Below are 17,145 nucleotides of genomic sequence, written 5' to 3'. Positions count from 1 at the left end.
GCTCTTAAACGATTGTAATAATAAGACGGCATGAAAAAAAAACGCGCTTTTTTAAAATGGGCTGGGGGTAAATACCCGCTTGTGGACGAGATCAAAAAACATCTTCCACAAGGAGATTGCTTAATAGAACCTTTTGTTGGTGCAGGATCGGTATTTTTAAATACCAACTACGATTCGTACGTACTTGCGGATATTAACAGCGATCTCATCAACCTCTACAACACGGTTAAATATCGCTCTGATGCTTTTATCGAAGAAGCTCAGCAACTGTTCACACCTGAATTTAATACCTCTGAACAGTATTATTTAATGCGCCAAGCATTTAACCAATCAGATGACCCTGCTAAACGTAGCATTCTCTTTTTGTATCTTAACCGCCACTGTTATAACGGGTTATGCCGCTATAACCTAAGCGGTGAATTCAATGTGCCTTTCGGACGCTATAAGAAACCCTATTTTCCGAAAGACGAATTACTGTGGTTTGCTGAAAAAGCCCAGAAAGCGACCTTTGTGACGCAGTCTTACAGCAAAACATTACTCGATGCGCAGGATGGCTCAGTCATCTACTGCGATCCACCTTATGCACCTCTGTCTGAGACCGCTAACTTTACGGCCTATCACACCAACGCCTTTAGTGCGCAAGAACAACAGAATCTGGCTTTTTTGGCACATAAGTTGTCATCTGAGCGCAAGATCCCAGTTCTTATCTCAAATCATGAGACCCCAGTGACCCGAGAGTGGTATTATCAAGCACAGTTGCATATCGTAAAAGTGCGTCGCACCATTAGTAGAAATATTTCGAACCGTGCCAAAGTCAATGAGCTTTTGGCTTTATATGCGGAAGCGGGAGCATCTAAAAAACCATAGGTGCTGTCAGATAACGACGAATAATCGGAGACAATTATGAAAGATTTTCTCATTGCCCCATCTATTTTATCTGCTGACTTTGCACGTTTAGGCGAAGATACCGCCAAAGTTCTTGCTGCAGGCGCAGACATTGTCCATTTCGATGTGATGGACAATCACTATGTACCGAACCTCACGTTCGGTGCACCAATCTGTAAAGCCCTGCGCAACTACGGTATTACCGCCCCGATTGATGTTCACTTAATGGTTAAACCGGTCGATCGCATTATTCCGGATTTCGCTAAAGCGGGTGCAACTCACATTAGCTTCCACCCAGAAGCCAGCGAGCACATCGATAGAACCTTGCAACTCATCAAAGAAAACGGTTGTACAGCGGGTCTGGTATTTAACCCAGCGACCCCACTTAGCTATCTCGATTATGTGATGGATAAAGTCGATATGATCCTGCTGATGTCGGTTAACCCAGGCTTCGGTGGTCAATCATTTATCCCACAAACCCTGAACAAATTGCGCCAAGTTCGTAAACTGATTGACGAAAGTGGTTATGATATTCGTTTAGAAGTCGATGGTGGCGTGAAGGTCAATAACATTGCAGAAATTGCCGCAGCAGGTGCAGACACCTTCGTTGCTGGCTCCGCGATTTTTGATCAGCCTGATTACAAAAAAGTCATCGATGAAATGCGCCAAGAATTGAAAAAGGTATCTCAATGACATATGCGGTTTTAGAGAGTATTAAAGCGATTGCGTTTGATTTAGATGGAACCCTTGTTGACAGCGCCGGCGGTTTAGCCGACGCCATCGACAGAACCCTCGAAGAACTAAATCTACCTCCAGCAGGCAAAGAGCGAGTCTCCATCTGGGTCGGCAACGGCGCAGATATGCTTGTGCAGCGAGCGCTAGAATGGGCGGGTATGACGGTCACGCCAGAGCTAAAAAAGCAAGCTCGCATCCGCTTCGATGAACATTATGCAACCACCGTAAATACCGGTAGTCAGTTGTTCCCTGAAGTCAAAGAGACTCTCGAAATAATTGCGAAACACAACTTGCCAATGGCAATTGTGACTAACAAACCAACCCCATTTGTGGCGCCATTATTAGAAAAACTGGGCATCGATAGCTACTTTTCATTAGTGCTTGGTGGCGACGATGTGGTGAAAACCAAACCGCACCCAGCGCCGCTCTATTTAACAATGGGCCAGTTCGGTTTACGCAAAGAAGAATTGCTTTTTGTCGGCGATTCCCGTAATGATATTATCGCAGCCCACAATGCAGGCTGCCCAAGCGTAGGGTTAACCTACGGTTACAACTATGGTGAACCAATTGCAACTACCGAGCCTAGCTACGTGTTAAGCCACTTTTCTGAGCTACTCTCCGTTATTGATTTATCAAAATAAAATCCCCAATAATTCGAGTCGCCAACGGTGTGACTCGAAACTTAACAGGGTATAAAAATACTACAAGGACATACAAAGAAATGAGCACTCCCACTGAGAAATCTAAACAAACCCAGAAACCTATTGTATTCAGCGGCGCACAGCCTTCCGGTGAATTAACCATCGGTAACTACATGGGTGCGTTACGTCAGTGGGTTAAGATGCAAGATGATTATGATTGCATCTACTGTATCGTTGACCAACACGCGATCACCGTTCGCCAAGACCCTGTTGAGCTGCGTAAAAGAACCCTCGATACATTAGCGCTCTACTTAGCGTGCGGTATTGATCCGAAGAAAAGCACCATTTTTGTTCAGTCACATGTACCACAACATGCACAACTGAGCTGGGCGCTAAACTGCTACACCTATTTCGGCGAACTGAGCCGCATGACCCAGTTCAAAGATAAATCTGCTCGTCATTCAGAAAACATCAACGCGGGTCTGTTTGACTACCCAGTTCTGATGGCTGCCGATATTCTGGTTTATCAAACTAACCAAGTTCCTGTTGGAATTGACCAGAAACAGCACCTTGAACTGAGCCGTGATATTGCTCAGCGCTTCAATGCCATTTACGGGGATATTTTCACCGTACCAGAGCCATTTATCCCAACCGATGGCGGCGCACGCGTGATGGCATTACAAGAGCCAACCAAGAAAATGTCTAAGTCTGATGACAACCGCAATAACGTGATTGCGCTGTTGGAAGATCCGAAATCCGTTGTGAAGAAAATCAAACGCGCAATGACCGACTCTGAAGAGCCACCACGTATTTGCTACGATGTTGAAAACAAAGCGGGTGTTTCTAACCTGTTAGATATCCTTGCTGGCGTGACAGGCAAAAGCGTGAAAACGCTGGAAGCCGAGTTTGAAGGCCAAATGTACGGTCATCTGAAAGGTGCTGTCGCTGAAGCAGTTTCTGACATGTTGACTAACTTACAAGCTCGTTACCATGAGTTCCGCAACAATGAAGCGCTGCTAAACCAAATTATGGATGAAGGCGCGACGAAAGCAGCGGCTCGCGCTCAAGAAACCTTAGACAAGGTTTACAATGCGATCGGCTTTGTGAAACGTCCACAGCTGTAATCTTAAGTCGCTATTTAATAGCAAAAAGCCAATTAACTCTCACTGTTAATTGGCTTTTATTTTATCTGTAGTCCACTTACTTCGCGGTGTATAACTTACCGTCTTTAATCAGTCCCTGCTTTAATAGCTCGCCATCTTGTCCACGCTCTTCAAGAACACCTTCCGCGACTCCATTCACAAAACTCGTTTTAAGATGTAGATTATTTTTCGGTGTATCGTAGTAGGATTTATAATCGCCGTTGAGTCGGTCATTACTGTATCCCATCTCAGTATCTAAATTCCCATTAGGATGGTAAGACTTAATGACGCCATCCACTTTGCAATTTTTTATAGGAATAAACATTTTTGGCTGACCATTTTTATAATAAACCGTGATGCTCTTATCTAAGCAGTTGTTTTTCACCCACGATTTAAACTGAATGGCACCATTTCCATAACGTTCGATATAGTCCCCGTCCGGTGCTCCTTCAGGAATATCCAGCTCTGGCATTCTCAAGCTTTCTAGCTCTTTAAACTCATCTAACTGTACACCCTTGTTGTCATACTGAGGTGCTGGCTGAAAAAGGCAGCCAGACAACATGAAGGCAACAGAAAATGCCATGGCGATATTAGTCGTTTTCATAACAACCCTTTTATGTGTATACAAAAAACATAGAATGCCATGATATTTCATTTTATCTTCAAGGAAATGAAAGGGAATTCTCTTATTTTGAAGAAAAGAAAGATGTCATTTTACTTTTAGTCACATAAAAATGCCCGATAGCAATTTATCGGGCTGGCAACTACACCAAAAGGACTCACTTGTTCATACTATTTTCAAAATGCTTAGCGTATGAATAAGCAGCCTTTACCAAAGGTAAAGGCTGAAAGAAATCAGAGGCAATTAACGGTTAGAATCTAATTGCTCATTATTACTGACAACATCCTGAGCTTTCATATAGCTCTCAATAAGCAGTTGGTAAGCAGGGAAGATTTGGGTATACGCTTGAGCCCATTCAGCCGCATCTTCACGATTCCATGTTTTCTGTAATTCAGAGGCAACAGCTGCAGTGTCCATTGGCACGATCCCAGCTTGAACGACTCGCGCTAATGTAATTTCTTGCGCCATCTTGCTATAAGTACCAGAAGCATCAATCACCACAAATACTTGATAACCATCCGCTACCGCGCTAATTGCAGGAAATGCCATACATACACTGGTAATTGTTCCAGCAATAATCAGCTGCTTTTTACCCGTCGCTTTTACTGCTGCAACGAACTCTGGGTTATCCCACGCATTTATTTCGCCACGGCGAGCAATATATTGTGCATGTGGTGCATTTTGGTGGATTTCAGGGATCAATGGGCCATTCGGACCTTGTGGTACTGAGGCGGTTGTAATGACAGGCATTTTTGCTAACGATGCCATTTTTGCCAGAACAGAAGCTCTAGCGCGTAATTCCGTCATTGGCATATCACCAACTGTTTGGAATAAACCACTTTGATGGTCTATCAATAACATGACTGCATCATCTGGGTTAATAACAGGACGCTGACCATTGAAGTTTGCTGGATTGCTCATAATAGAACCTCTTAATCGATAAAGTCGTAAACATTATTAGATTAGAAAATAGAACACTGACTGGCTCTTTTTCTTGCTGCTTACAGTAATACACCGATTTTTAGCTGAGTAGTCCGGATTTTGGTAAACTCTGTCCTATAAATAGGATAATAGCCCTAATCCTGTTGTCCTGTTTTTGCAACAATGAAACCTATTTTTGCTACTACTCGTCCTCTGCTGACTCTTCTATTATTTGCTCATCAAACAAATTTAGGAGTCACACCATGAAAAAGATTATTGGTATTTATCAATCCCCACGTAGCCACTGGGTTGGTGATGGTTTCCCTGTTCGCTCCATGTTTAGTTATAGCAACCATGGGAAATACCTGAACCCATTCTTACTGTTGGACAGAGCGGGGCCACACCCATTCCCAGCATCTGAAGGGGATAATCGTGGTGTTGGCGAGCATCCACATAAAGGCTTTGAAACCGTCACTATCGTGTATGACGGCGAAGTGGCTCACCACGACTCTACGGGGGAAGGCGGTGTTATCGGACCTGGCGATGTGCAATGGATGACCGCGGCATCAGGAATACTTCATCAAGAATATCAGTCTGATAACTTTATGAAAAATGGCGGTACTTTGGATATTGTGCAGTTGTGGGTCAACTTACCCGCTAAAGATAAGCTGGCTGCACCGGGTTACCAATTGCTGACTCGCGATGCTATCCCGACCATTAACTTGCCAAATGAAGCGGGCACATTACGGGTCATTGCAGGGGACTATCTAGGCAATACCGGCGCCGCACGCACATTTACCGCGCTTGATGTTTGGGATCTGCGTCTGAATAAAGGGAAAGTCGTGGGATTGCCAACCAAAACTGGTCGCAACGTTGGACTGGTAATGTTGAAAGGCAGCCTATTTGTGGATGGTCATACTGCATTGAATGAAGGTGAGTTGATGATCCTCGATGCTACTGATAGCAATGTGCTATTAGAAGCCACCACCGATGAGGCTTTAGTGCTGCTGCTCAGCGGTGATCCTATCGATGAGCCAGTGGTGGGATATGGCCCATTCGTGATGAATACGAGCCAGGAAATCAACGAAGCCGTGAATGATTTTAATAGCGGTAAATTTGGTCGGATCCCGAATGCCAGCTAACTATAAAGTCCTCTGAATTTTTTCAGGGGACTTTATTTTTTCCCTGCCGCCATATTCTCTGCCAAATAAGTGAGAAATAACTGAACTGCGGGTAACAACCCTTTACGGGAAGGGTACACGGCATGAATGATATCTTCCGGAAATTGCCATTGCGGTAACACCTCCACCAGCTCCCCACTTTTTAACTCATTTTCAACCACACCTCGGGGTATACGGGCGATCCCCAGCCCTCTTACCGCAGCACGGTATAACGTTAAAATATCGGTGGTGGCTAGCTTGGGAGTAACATGCACTGTCACACTGAGATCATCACTATTTTTTAAAGATAGCGAATAACGCTGTGAATGCTCCGTATTGGCAAGAACTGGGTAATCCACCAGCTGCTCTGGAGTTGATGGTGCTCCTTTTTCACGGAATACGCTTGGATTTGCAACTAAGATCCGCCGAGAATACCCTAGCACTTTCATCATCATCCCTGAATCATCAAGGGGTAATGAACGTACGCGTAATGCCAAATCTAACCCTTCACTGATCACATCGACGGGGCGGTTAACTGCCAGAATTTGCACATCGATATCAGGGTATTTCTCCATAAAATCAATCAGTAAATCCTGCAAATAGACTTGCAACAAAGTAACGGGGCAAGAGAGCTTAATGGTACCTTTGGGGTGTGTTTGTACTGAGCAAATCAGTTCATGGGCAATATCCGCTTCTTCCACGACATTCTTACATTGCTGATAAAAAACTTGCCCAATGTCAGTGACATGAAATTGCCGTGTTGACCGATAAATCAGTGAGACATTTAGTTTTTGCTCCAAGTCGGCAATACGACGACTGAGTTTTGATTTTGGGATCCCAAGCGCCGCACCAGCTTGAGAAAAACCACCATATTCAACGACTTTAACGAAATAATAAAGGTCATTTAAATCGTACTGCATGTTGTTTTCCTCAATCCTAATGACAGTGATAATCCATCAGCTGCGTCGACCAAATAAGCGATGGCTAAATTCTTCAATTTTATGATGCTCTAACCGATTTTGCATCGTCAGGCTCCAACTCGCAGATAGCCCTGCCGCAGACAATAATCGACGGTACAACTCTTCATCATACGGCGCATGGAAAGCTATCATAACCGCTTCTTGCATCGAGATATCACTATTACGGCTCAGTAGTTTTAGCGAGGTATCCGCACCGACATTGCCACCTTTAATGACTCTATATAACCAGCCACAGCGACCTTCGTCCTGCATGATTTGAGCAAAGTTTTCCACGCCCGTTAACCCATTGAGTTTATAGCAAGGGGAACGCGGTTGGGTGACTTGAATGCGCGCATCACCCCAAGAATAAATATCACCGATAAAAACGTTTTCTTCGGTCATTCCTTGAGTTGACAGGTTTTCACCAAAAGCGGAAGGAAGGAATAAATCCTCTAATTGCGGGTATCGTTGTCGCCAAAATTCATAATGTTCTTGCGGGTAATGGCATAGCGCCCTATCTGGCCCACCGTGAAAACGCGTTTCTGCTTGTTCATCCCCTTCAATTCCTAAACTGTTTAAGGTTAATACCCCATCCACGGCTCGCTTATGAATCGCACTCACGCCACAATGGGCTGTGCTTTGAATGGTACCAATAAAAACTTGAGGATGTATTTTCACCGTTTTGCTCCCGATAACCCCGCCAGAAAGAGTTTTCATCATAAAGAATGGCCATAGAGATAACAACGTTATACCGACGGTAAAAACAAAAAACGCGGCTCCGAAGAACCGCGCTTATCAAAAAATCAGTTAGCAAAAAAATTACTTGGTTTTTTCTGCGAAGCGTTTTGCTGCTTCATCCCAGTTCACAACTGACCAGAAGGCTTTGATGTAGTCAGGGCGACGGTTTTGATATTTCAGGTAGTAAGCGTGTTCCCAAACATCTAAGCCAAGGATTGGGTAACCTGAAGCGCCAGAAATCGCTTCACCCATTAATGGGCTATCTTGGTTTGCAGTAGAGACCACCGCCAGTTTGCCATCGGCTTTTAATACCAACCATGCCCAACCAGAACCAAAACGGGAAGCTGCGGCTTTTTCGAACAGATCTTTAAAGGCATCAACACTACCAAAGTCACGCTCAATGGCGGCTTTCAGTTCGCCTTGCAGTTCAGTACCTAATTTTAACCCTTTCCAGAACAGACTATGGTTTGAGTGACCACCCGCGTTGTTACGTACAAAAGTACGTTGATCAGCTGGGATTTGATCTAATTTTTGGATTAATACATCAATATCTAACCCCGCCAGTTCAGGCAGTTTTTCTAAGGCAGTATTGGTGTTATTCACGTAGGTTTGGTGGTGCTTGGTGTGATGGATTTCCATGGTTTGTTTATCAAAATGAGGTTCCAGCGCATCGTAAGCATAAGGTAAAGCAGGTAATGTGTAACTCATATTGTTTGTCTCCAGTGACTTATCTTTCTACCTCACAGACTGAATTAGGATTTCAGTAACTGCGTGTTTTTAACCACGCACCCATTATAGTTATTTTAGTGTTAATGAAAATCATTATCATATCCATGTGAATTCTGTGGATTTTTCCAACAACTATCATCAATAGATTATTCAGTAACTAATACCACTATAGTTCGCCTTTGTTTTTCTTTAATTCTAATGTTAGTTATATTTTTGAATTTTTATTTCAATCATGGATTTAGCATCAAATGATCATACTGCAAATCCCATTACTATTAATACGTGATCTTCCGCTCAAAAGAAAAACAAAATAACCATCCATACTTCAGTTAACTGTTTTTTGACATACTATTAACATCTGCAAGGAGATAATAATATGACACAAATAACTAAACATCCCGTTCCTGCTAATATTGCTAAAAATGCCCTGATAAACGAACAACAGTATAACGATGAGTACCAACGCTCGATTCAAGACCCCGAAGGATTTTGGGGCGAAAAAGGGAAAATCGTTGATTGGATTAAACCTTACACTCGAGTTAAGAACACCTCATTCGACCCTGGACACGTTAATATCCGCTGGTTCGAAGATGGCATTTTAAACCTGAGCGCTAACTGTTTAGACCGTCACCTAGCCACTCGTGGCGACCAAACCGCTATCATCTGGGAAGGGGATGACCCAACCCAATCAAAAAATATTACATACCGTGAGCTGCACCATGATGTGTGCCAGTTCGCAAACGTCCTGAAAAAACAAGGCATCCGCAAAGGGGATGTCGTCGCTATCTATATGCCAATGGTGGTTGAAGCCGCTGTGGCGATGCTGGCATGTGCACGTATCGGTGCTATCCATACTGTCATCTTTGCCGGATTCTCCCCTGAGGCGGTCTCTGGGCGCGTTATTGACTGTAAAGCCAAGCTTATCATCACCTCTGATGAAGGCTTGCGTGCAGGTCGTGCTATCCCACTGAAAAAGAACGTGGACGATGCACTGCAAAACCCACAAGTCACTACCGTCGCGAATGTGATTGTTTATCGCCGTACAGGTAATGCACCAAGCTGGATTGAAGGCCGTGACCTTTGGTGGCACGACGTTATCCAAGGCGTAAGCGCGGATTGCCCACCAGAAGAGATCAATGCCGAAGATCCACTGTTTATTCTCTACACTTCCGGCTCCACAGGTAAACCTAAAGGGGTTCTCCACACCACTGGCGGTTATCTGGTCTATGCTACGCTGACATTCAAATACACCTTTGATTATCATGAAAATGAAGTCTACTGGTGTACTGCGGATGTGGGCTGGGTAACAGGTCATAGCTACCTGCTTTATGGACCGCTATCCAATGGGGCAAAAACCTTAATGTTTGAAGGTGTGCCAAACTACCCAGCTGTTAACCGTATGGCTCAAGTCGTTGATAAGCACCAAGTCAATATCCTGTATACCGCACCAACCGCTATTCGTGCACTGATGGCAGAAGGTGATAAAGCGATTGAAGGCACCCAGCGCGATTCTTTACGTATTTTGGGATCGGTCGGTGAGCCAATCAACCCAGAAGCGTGGGAATGGTTCTACAAGAAAATGGGGAACAGCCGTTGCCCTGTTGTGGATACATGGTGGCAAACAGAAACAGGCGGCTTCATGATTACGCCTCTGCCGGGGGCAACTATGTTGAAACCGGGTTCTGCAACACTACCATTCTTTGGTGTTCGCCCTGCATTGGTTGATAACCTTGGTGAGCCTCTCGATGGCGCAACGGAAGGTAACTTAGTCATTGTGGATTCTTGGCCGGGTCAAGCTCGTACCCTGTTTGGTGACCATGAACGTTTCGAACAAACCTATTTCTCCACCTTTAAAGGCATGTACTTTAGTGGTGATGGGGCGCGTCGTGATGAAGATGGCTATTACTGGATCACTGGTCGTGTTGATGACGTGCTGAATATTTCAGGTCACCGTTTAGGGACAGCAGAAATTGAATCCGCCCTCGTTTCACATCCGAAAGTGGCTGAAGCTGCCGTCGTGGGTATTCCTCATAGCATCAAGGGACAGGCAATCTACGCCTATGTCACCTTAATTTCTGGCGAGGAGCCATCCCCAGAGTTGTACACTGAAGTGCGCAATTGGGTTCGTAAAGAAATTGGTCCGATTGCCACGCCAGACGTTTTACATTGGACTGATTCTTTACCGAAAACGCGTTCCGGTAAAATCATGCGCCGTATCCTACGAAAAATTGCATCAGGTGATACCAGTAATTTTGGAGATACTTCCACACTGGCAGATCCAGGTGTTGTCGAAAAACTGCTAGAAGAAAAACAGTCAATGAGTATCTCGTAGCTATTTAAATAGTTGTGTAGATAGCTCATGGCACTACAGGTCGCCTTCGGGCGACCTAAAATCAATACTCAGCATCACTCAATCAGCAGAAAGTAGAGTCTGACCGAATACCCAGTTAATTCCTTGGGTAGCCATGTGTCGCCCTAAAATCCGCCTTTTGAGCTATCAGAGTATGCCAATAATACAATAACAGAGGAGAACTCTGATGAATGCTACTGCTTACGAAAAGGTCGAGGCGAACCCTCTCTTTCAAGAATTAGTGAGAAAACGTAGTCGCTTTTCATGGTTGTTATCTGCAATAACGTTAGTTCTGTATGTTGGTTTTATCTTTCTTATCGCGTTTGATCCAAGCTGGCTAGGTACCCCAATCACTGAAGGTTCCTACATCACCCGCGGTATTCCTGTGGGCGTTGGGCTGATTGTGATCTCGTTTATCTTAACGGGTTTATATGTCATCCGTGCTAACAGTGAATTTGACCGCTTAACCGCCGAAATCTTAAAAGAGGTAGAAAAATGAAAGTCTTGCTCTCACTTATTCTGTTTTTTACCTCGTCCATGGCACTCGCTGATGCCCTGACAGGCAATGTTGAGCGTCAACCTGTCAACGTTCAAGCCATTGTGATGTTCTTGCTGTTTGTGGGTTTTACCCTCTATATCACTTACTGGGCTTCAAAGAGAACGCGATCTCGCTCTGACTACTATACTGCCGGCGGAAAAATTACAGGTTTCCAAAATGGAATGGCGATTGCGGGTGACTTTATGTCCGCAGCTTCATTCTTAGGGATCTCCGCACTGGTTTATACCTCGGGATACGATGGGCTTATCTACTCCATCGGTTTCTTAATTGGCTGGCCAATTATTCTGTTCTTAATTGCCGAGCGCTTACGAAATTTAGGTCGCTATACTTTCGCGGATGTTGCGTCATATCGATTACAACAAAGGCCTATCCGTATTCTGTCCGCAATGGGCTCCTTAGTGGTAGTGGCACTGTACCTAATCGCTCAAATGGTTGGAGCAGGAAAACTGATTGAGCTGTTATTTGGGCTTAACTACCACATTGCCGTCGTGATTGTTGGGATACTGATGGTGCTGTATGTGCTATTCGGCGGGATGCTCGCAACCACATGGGTACAGATCATCAAAGCCATTTTGCTACTCGCAGGCGCAACCTTCATGGCTGTTATGGTCATGAAACATGTCGGCTTCAACTTCAATACGTTATTTAAAGAAGCCGTTGAAGTACATAAAAATGGTATCGCCATTATGAGTCCCGGAGGACTGGTTTCCGACCCAATATCCGCCTTGTCGCTCGGGTTAGCCTTGATGTTCGGTACCGCAGGTTTACCTCACATCATTATGCGCTTCTTCACCGTTAGCGATGCAAAAGAAGCCCGTAAGAGCGTGTTCTACGCGACTGGATTTATCGGTTACTTCTACATTCTGACATTTATCATCGGTTTCGGGGCTATCGTTCTGGTTAGCTCAAATCCTGACTTTAAAGATGCAGCAGGCGCCTTAATAGGTGGTACCAACATGGCAGCGGTACACCTCGCTGATGCCGTGGGTGGAAACTTCTTCCTTGGGTTTATCTCTGCGGTTGCTTTCGCCACCATTCTCGCTGTTGTTGCTGGTTTAACATTGGCGGGTGCGTCTGCGGTTTCCCACGACCTGTATGCGATGGCGATTAAAAATGGTAAAGCCGATGAACGCGATGAATTGCGTGTATCAAAAATTACCGTGGTGATCCTCGGCTTTGTAGCGATTGGTTTAGGGATTTTGTTTGAGAAACAAAATATCGCCTTCATGGTGGGCTTGGCCTTCTCTATTGCGGCAAGCTGTAACTTCCCAATTATCTTGCTATCAATGTATTGGAGCAAGTTAACCACGCGAGGAGCGCTTGCAGGTGGTTGGTTAGGCTTGATAACCGCTGTCGTACTCATGATCTTAGGTCCAACAATCTGGGTGACTATTCTGCATCATGAAAAACCAATTTACCCTTATGAATACCCAGCATTCTTCTCATTGATTGTCGCGTTTACTGCGTCTTGGTTATTCTCAGTCACCGATAATTCAGAGAGAGGCAAAATGGAAAGAGCTCGCTTTAAAGAGCAGTTTGTACGCTCACAGATTGGCTTAGGGATTGAGCAAGGTAAATCTCACTAAATTCATCAATAGAAACAAAAAAGCGACTCAAATGAGTCGCTTTTTTTAATGCTTAGAATTAATTGGCGTAAGATCGTTTTTCTATTGCTAGCCAATCTTCTACTGAAGTGTAAAAACCTTGAGGGTTACTTTGCTTTTCAGCGAGTAACTTTTGATACTCCGCTTTATCTTTAGGGGTATAACGCGAAAGTAGCTGTTCCAACATAGGGCGTTTATCAACAAACTTCGTCCCGATTCTAAAGCTTTTATATAAACCAGCCGCAATTCCAATACTAAGAACAACCACTGAGACAATCGCCATGGCGTTATTCTCTAACCCAAGATGATTTTTCACCATCACAAGTAAAGAGAAGGGTACAAAAAACATGACTAGCAGTGAAAGGATAATGGCACCATCTTGCCCATTGTTAAATTCATTCTCTTGCTGTTTATTCACAGAAATAATCTGCTCAAAAATCTGGCTATTGTGACTTTTCATTTTATTCATATAACCCACCTATTTGATGAATGTTCATCTTCTTTCAGCTAAATTTAACAATTCAATATCTTAATTGATTAAAAATAACCATTTTTAATAGTATATGAATAATGGAATTAAACATCAACTTAACAATTCTTACCTATTATATTTTACATTAGGCCAGCTATAGGAGGTTATCGAATAAAAACTAGAGAAGGAATAATGTGTTAGATGCTTAAATGATAATCAATTAATTTCTATGAGAGATTATTAATTTTAATCAATCATGAGAATGGTGGTTTTTATGGCTGGTTTTTTATCGCTAGGATAACGACTTTTCTTTGGATCACTGCGACGCTGATCATCAGATGGAGGTACTCTTTGAGTAAGAACAACCCAGCATAGGGGCTTCCTGCAATTTTCAGTACCCTGAATGCAAAAAAGCCACCCAATGGGTGGCTTCTCGGCTAATTTAATGTCTGGCAGTTCCCTACTCTCACATGGGGAGACCCCACACTACCATCGGCGCTACGGCGTTTCACTACTGAGTTCGGCATGGGGTCAGGTGGGACCACCGCGCTATTGCCGCCAGACAAATTCTGTTTATTCCCGTTTAGCCTTTCATTCACTAAACCAGAATATCAATCCTGAACAAGCTGTTGTGTCCGCCTCTCGGCGTCTCACACTTTATTGAATCAACGTCATCTCTCATCTCGAAAACACCTTCGGTGTTGTCAGGTTAAGCCTCACGGTTCATTAGTATTGGTTAGCTCAACGTATCGCTACGCTTACACACCCAACCTATCAACGTCTTAGTCTTAAACGTTCCTTTAGGACCCTTAAAGAGTCAGGGAAGACTCATCTCAAGGCAAGTTTCCCGCTTAGATGCTTTCAGCGGTTATCTCTTCCGCACTTAGCTACCGGGCAATGCCATTGGCATGACAACCCGAACACCAGTGGTGCGTCCACTCCGGTCCTCTCGTACTAGGAGCAGCCCCTTTCAATCTTCCAACGCCCACGGCAGATAGGGACCGAACTGTCTCACGACGTTCTAAACCCAGCTCGCGTACCACTTTAAACGGCGAACAGCCGTACCCTTGGGACCTACTTCAGCCCCAGGATGTGATGAGCCGACATCGAGGTGCCAAACACCGCCGTCGATATGAACTCTTGGGCGGTATCAGCCTGTTATCCCCGGAGTACCTTTTATCCGTTGAGCGATGGCCCTTCCATACAGAACCACCGGATCACTAAGACCTACTTTCGTACCTGCTCGAGCCGTCACTCTCGCAGTCAAGCTGGCTTATGCCTTTGCACTAACCGCATGATGTCCGACCATGCTTAGCCAACCTTCGTGCTCCTCCGTTACTCTTTGGGAGGAGACCGCCCCAGTCAAACTACCCACCAGACACTGTCCGCACCCCGGATAACGGGGCTACGTTAGAACATCAAACATTAAAGGGTGGTATTTCAAGGTTGGCTCCACGCAGACTGGCGTCCACGCTTCAAAGCCTCCCACCTATCCTACACATCAAGGCTCAATGTTCAGTGTCAAGCTATAGTAAAGGTTCACGGGGTCTTTCCGTCTTGCCGCGGGTACACTGCATCTTCACAGCGAGTTCAATTTCACTGAGTCTCGGGTGGAGACAGCCTGGCCATCATTACGCCATTCGTGCAGGTCGGAACTTACCCGACAAGGAATTTCGCTACCTTAGGACCGTTATAGTTACGGCCGCCGTTTACTGGGGCTTCGATCAAGAGCTTCTCCTTACGGATAACCCCATCAATTAACCTTCCAGCACCGGGCAGGCGTCACACCGTATACGTCCACTTTCGTGTTTGCACAGTGCTGTGTTTTTAATAAACAGTTGCAGCCAGCTGGTATCTGCGACTGGCTTCAGCTCCATGGGTAAACCACTTCACCTAATGCCAGCGTGCCTTCTCCCGAAGTTACGGCACCATTTTGCCTAGTTCCTTCACCCGAGTTCTCTCAAGCGCCTGAGTATTCTCTACCTGACCACCTGTGTCGGTTTGGGGTACGATTAATGATAATCTAGAGCTTAGAGGCTTTTCCTGGAAGCGGGGTATCAGCTACTTCGCCACCGTAGTGACTCGTCATCAGACCTCAGCATATAGTGAACCGGATTTGCCTAATTCACCTGCCTACATCCTTAAACCGGGACAACCGTCGCCCGGCCAGCCTAACCTTCTCCGTCCCCCCATCGCAATTATCACCAGTACGGGAATATTAACCCGTTTCCCATCGACTACGCATTTCTGCCTCGCCTTAGGGGTCGACTCACCCTGCCCCGATTAACGTTGGACAGGAACCCTTGGTCTTCCGGCGTGCGGGTTTTTCACCCGCATTATCGTTACTTATGTCAGCATTCGCACTTCTGATACCTCCAGCATGCCTCACAGCACACCTTCACAGGCTTACAGAACGCTCCCCTACCCAACAATATTTACATATCGCTGCCGCAGCTTCGGTGCATAGTTTAGCCCCGTTACATCTTCCGCGCAGGCCGACTCGACCAGTGAGCTATTACGCTTTCTTTAAATGATGGCTGCTTCTAAGCCAACATCCTGGCTGTCTGAGCCTTCCCACTTCGTTTCCCACTTAACTATGACTTTGGGACCTTAGCTGGCGGTCTGGGTTGTTTCCCTCTTCACGACGAACGTTAGCACCCGCCGTGTGTCTCCCGTGATAACATTCTTCGGTATTCGTAGTTTGCATCGAGTTGGTAAGTCGGGATGACCCCCTAGTCGAAACAGTGCTCTACCCCCGAAGATGAGTTCACGAGGCGCTACCTAAATAGCTTTCGGGGAGAACCAGCTATCTCCCGGTTTGATTGGCCTTTCACCCCCAGCCACAAGTCATCCGCTAATTTTTCAACATTAGTCGGTTCGGTCCTCCAGTTAGTGTTACCCAACCTTCAACCTGCCCATGGCTAGATCACCGGGTTTCGGGTCTATACCCTGCAACTCATTCGCCCAGTTAAGACTCGGTTTCCCTACGGCTCCCCTATACGGTTAACCTTGCTACAGAATATAAGTCGCTGACCCATTATACAAAAGGTACGCAGTCACACCACAAGGGTGCTCCCACTGCTTGTACGTACACGGTTTCAGGTTCTATTTCACTCCCCTCGCCGGGGTTCTTTTCGCCTTTCCCTCACGGTACTGGTTCACTATCGGTCAATCAGGAGTATTTAGCCTTGGAGGATGGTCCCCCCATATTCAGACAGGATAACACGTGTCCCGCCCTACTCGTCGAGTTCACAACACTAACACCTTCGGATACGGGGCTATCACCCTTTACTGCCGGCCTTTCCAGACCGTTCTCCTGATGCTAATGCTGATTAAGACTCTGGGCTGCTCCCCGTTCGCTCGCCGCTACTAGGGGAATCTCGGTTGATTTCTTTTCCTCGAGGTACTGAGATGTTTCAGTTCCCTCGGTTCGCTTCGTTTGACTATGTATTCATCAAACGATAGTGCAACGAATTGCACTGGGTTTCCCCATTCGGAAATCGTCGGTTATAACGGTTCATATCACCTTACCGACGCTTATCGCAGATTAGCACGTCCTTCATCGCCTCTGATTGCCTAGGCATCCACCGTGTACGCTTAGTCGCTTAACCTCACAACCCGAAGGTGT

General features: G+C 45.4%; 14 protein-coding genes and 2 rRNA genes. 8 read left to right on the top strand and 8 right to left on the bottom strand.

Annotated features, from left to right (window positions below; genetic code table 11):
- Nucleotides 1–30 precede the first annotated feature (30 nt).
- The 4 genes from dam (at nucleotide 31) to trpS (ending at nucleotide 3,385) form a co-directional block, all read left to right on the top strand.
- Complete coding sequence (gene dam, locus GKR48_RS05140; protein WP_154627285.1) at nucleotides 31–867, top strand: adenine-specific DNA-methyltransferase; 837 nt, start codon at nucleotides 31–33, stop codon at nucleotides 865–867.
- A 36-nt stretch (nucleotides 868–903) separates the two neighbouring features.
- The gene (rpe, locus tag GKR48_RS05135) at nucleotides 904–1,578 is read left to right on the top strand and encodes a ribulose-phosphate 3-epimerase (RefSeq protein ID WP_108479679.1); all 675 of its coding nucleotides are present in this window, start codon (nucleotides 904–906) and stop codon (nucleotides 1,576–1,578) included.
- The gene (locus GKR48_RS05130; protein WP_154627284.1) at nucleotides 1,575–2,261 is read left to right on the top strand and encodes a phosphoglycolate phosphatase; all 687 of its coding nucleotides are present in this window, start codon (nucleotides 1,575–1,577) and stop codon (nucleotides 2,259–2,261) included. The genes rpe and GKR48_RS05130 overlap by 4 nt, the downstream gene beginning before the upstream one ends.
- Before the next feature lie 80 nt (nucleotides 2,262–2,341).
- The gene (trpS, locus tag GKR48_RS05125; protein ID WP_154627283.1) at nucleotides 2,342–3,385 is read left to right on the top strand and encodes a tryptophan--tRNA ligase; all 1,044 of its coding nucleotides are present in this window, start codon (nucleotides 2,342–2,344) and stop codon (nucleotides 3,383–3,385) included.
- A 76-nt stretch (nucleotides 3,386–3,461) separates the two neighbouring features.
- Here the strand turns inward: trpS and GKR48_RS05120 are convergent, their stop codons facing one another.
- A complete protein-coding gene (locus GKR48_RS05120; protein ID WP_154627282.1) occupies nucleotides 3,462–4,007 on the bottom strand; it encodes a toxin-antitoxin system YwqK family antitoxin in 546 nt (181 codons plus the stop codon).
- Between the two features lie 261 nt (nucleotides 4,008–4,268).
- The gene (locus GKR48_RS05115) at nucleotides 4,269–4,946 is read right to left on the bottom strand and encodes a hydrolase (RefSeq protein WP_132497197.1); all 678 of its coding nucleotides are present in this window, start codon (nucleotides 4,944–4,946) and stop codon (nucleotides 4,269–4,271) included.
- A 263-nt stretch (nucleotides 4,947–5,209) separates the two neighbouring features.
- Here GKR48_RS05115 and GKR48_RS05110 point away from each other — a divergent pair, with 263 nt between their 5' ends.
- On the top strand, nucleotides 5,210–6,088 hold the full coding sequence (locus tag GKR48_RS05110) for a pirin family protein (protein ID WP_154627281.1): 879 nt from the start codon (nucleotides 5,210–5,212) through the stop codon (nucleotides 6,086–6,088).
- Between the two features lie 32 nt (nucleotides 6,089–6,120).
- On the opposite strand, the gene GKR48_RS05105 is transcribed toward GKR48_RS05110, so the two are convergent.
- From GKR48_RS05105 to sodA, 3 genes are all read right to left on the bottom strand, one after another.
- Complete coding sequence (locus tag GKR48_RS05105) at nucleotides 6,121–7,026, bottom strand: LysR substrate-binding domain-containing protein (protein ID WP_154627280.1); 906 nt, start codon at nucleotides 7,024–7,026, stop codon at nucleotides 6,121–6,123.
- Between the two features lie 36 nt (nucleotides 7,027–7,062).
- On the bottom strand, nucleotides 7,063–7,743 hold the full coding sequence (gene yiiM / locus GKR48_RS05100) for a 6-hydroxyaminopurine reductase (protein ID WP_272521999.1): 681 nt from the start codon (nucleotides 7,741–7,743) through the stop codon (nucleotides 7,063–7,065).
- 141 nt (nucleotides 7,744–7,884) lie between these two features.
- The gene (gene sodA, locus GKR48_RS05095; RefSeq protein WP_132497200.1) at nucleotides 7,885–8,511 is read right to left on the bottom strand and encodes a superoxide dismutase [Mn]; all 627 of its coding nucleotides are present in this window, start codon (nucleotides 8,509–8,511) and stop codon (nucleotides 7,885–7,887) included.
- A gap of 397 nt (nucleotides 8,512–8,908) precedes the next feature.
- On the opposite strand from sodA, the gene acs reads away from it, so the two are divergent.
- From acs to actP, 3 genes are all read left to right on the top strand, one after another.
- Complete coding sequence (gene acs / locus GKR48_RS05090; RefSeq protein ID WP_036965034.1) at nucleotides 8,909–10,864, top strand: acetate--CoA ligase; 1,956 nt, start codon at nucleotides 8,909–8,911, stop codon at nucleotides 10,862–10,864.
- A gap of 205 nt (nucleotides 10,865–11,069) precedes the next feature.
- Nucleotides 11,070–11,381 (top strand): DUF485 domain-containing protein, encoded by a 312-nt coding sequence (locus tag GKR48_RS05085; protein WP_006663518.1) that lies wholly within the window; start codon nucleotides 11,070–11,072, stop codon nucleotides 11,379–11,381.
- A complete protein-coding gene (actP, locus tag GKR48_RS05080) occupies nucleotides 11,378–13,027 on the top strand; it encodes a cation/acetate symporter ActP (RefSeq protein WP_154602125.1) in 1,650 nt (549 codons plus the stop codon). The genes GKR48_RS05085 and actP overlap by 4 nt, the downstream gene beginning before the upstream one ends.
- Nucleotides 13,028–13,085: 58 nt before the next feature.
- On the opposite strand, the gene GKR48_RS05075 is transcribed toward actP, so the two are convergent.
- From GKR48_RS05075 to GKR48_RS05065, 3 genes are all read right to left on the bottom strand, one after another.
- Complete coding sequence (locus GKR48_RS05075; protein ID WP_154627279.1) at nucleotides 13,086–13,514, bottom strand: hypothetical protein; 429 nt, start codon at nucleotides 13,512–13,514, stop codon at nucleotides 13,086–13,088.
- A gap of 450 nt (nucleotides 13,515–13,964) precedes the next feature.
- A 5S ribosomal RNA gene (rrf, locus tag GKR48_RS05070) occupies nucleotides 13,965–14,080 on the bottom strand.
- A 142-nt stretch (nucleotides 14,081–14,222) separates the two neighbouring features.
- A 23S ribosomal RNA gene (locus tag GKR48_RS05065) occupies nucleotides 14,223–17,128 on the bottom strand.
- Between the last annotated feature and the right edge of the window lie 17 nt (nucleotides 17,129–17,145).

It is taken from the genome of Providencia sp. wls1943, assembly GCF_009706275.1.
GTDB lineage: Bacteria > Pseudomonadota > Gammaproteobacteria > Enterobacterales > Enterobacteriaceae > Providencia > Providencia zhijiangensis.
This window is presented reverse-complemented; position numbering and strand designations above follow the sequence as displayed.

Coding starts and splice junctions, on each gene's coding strand:
- dam (WP_154627285.1), top strand. CDS start 31: ATGAAAAAAAAACGCGCTTTTTTAAAATGGGCTGGGGGTAAATACCCG.
- rpe (WP_108479679.1), top strand. CDS start 904: ATGAAAGATTTTCTCATTGCCCCATCTATTTTATCTGCTGACTTTGCA.
- GKR48_RS05130 (WP_154627284.1), top strand. CDS start 1,575: ATGACATATGCGGTTTTAGAGAGTATTAAAGCGATTGCGTTTGATTTA.
- trpS (WP_154627283.1), top strand. CDS start 2,342: ATGAGCACTCCCACTGAGAAATCTAAACAAACCCAGAAACCTATTGTA.
- GKR48_RS05120 (WP_154627282.1), bottom strand. CDS start 4,007: ATGAAAACGACTAATATCGCCATGGCATTTTCTGTTGCCTTCATGTTG.
- GKR48_RS05115 (WP_132497197.1), bottom strand. CDS start 4,946: ATGAGCAATCCAGCAAACTTCAATGGTCAGCGTCCTGTTATTAACCCA.
- GKR48_RS05110 (WP_154627281.1), top strand. CDS start 5,210: ATGAAAAAGATTATTGGTATTTATCAATCCCCACGTAGCCACTGGGTT.
- GKR48_RS05105 (WP_154627280.1), bottom strand. CDS start 7,026: ATGCAGTACGATTTAAATGACCTTTATTATTTCGTTAAAGTCGTTGAA.
- sodA (WP_132497200.1), bottom strand. CDS start 8,511: ATGAGTTACACATTACCTGCTTTACCTTATGCTTACGATGCGCTGGAA.
- acs (WP_036965034.1), top strand. CDS start 8,909: ATGACACAAATAACTAAACATCCCGTTCCTGCTAATATTGCTAAAAAT.
- GKR48_RS05085 (WP_006663518.1), top strand. CDS start 11,070: ATGAATGCTACTGCTTACGAAAAGGTCGAGGCGAACCCTCTCTTTCAA.
- actP (WP_154602125.1), top strand. CDS start 11,378: ATGAAAGTCTTGCTCTCACTTATTCTGTTTTTTACCTCGTCCATGGCA.
- GKR48_RS05075 (WP_154627279.1), bottom strand. CDS start 13,514: ATGAATAAAATGAAAAGTCACAATAGCCAGATTTTTGAGCAGATTATT.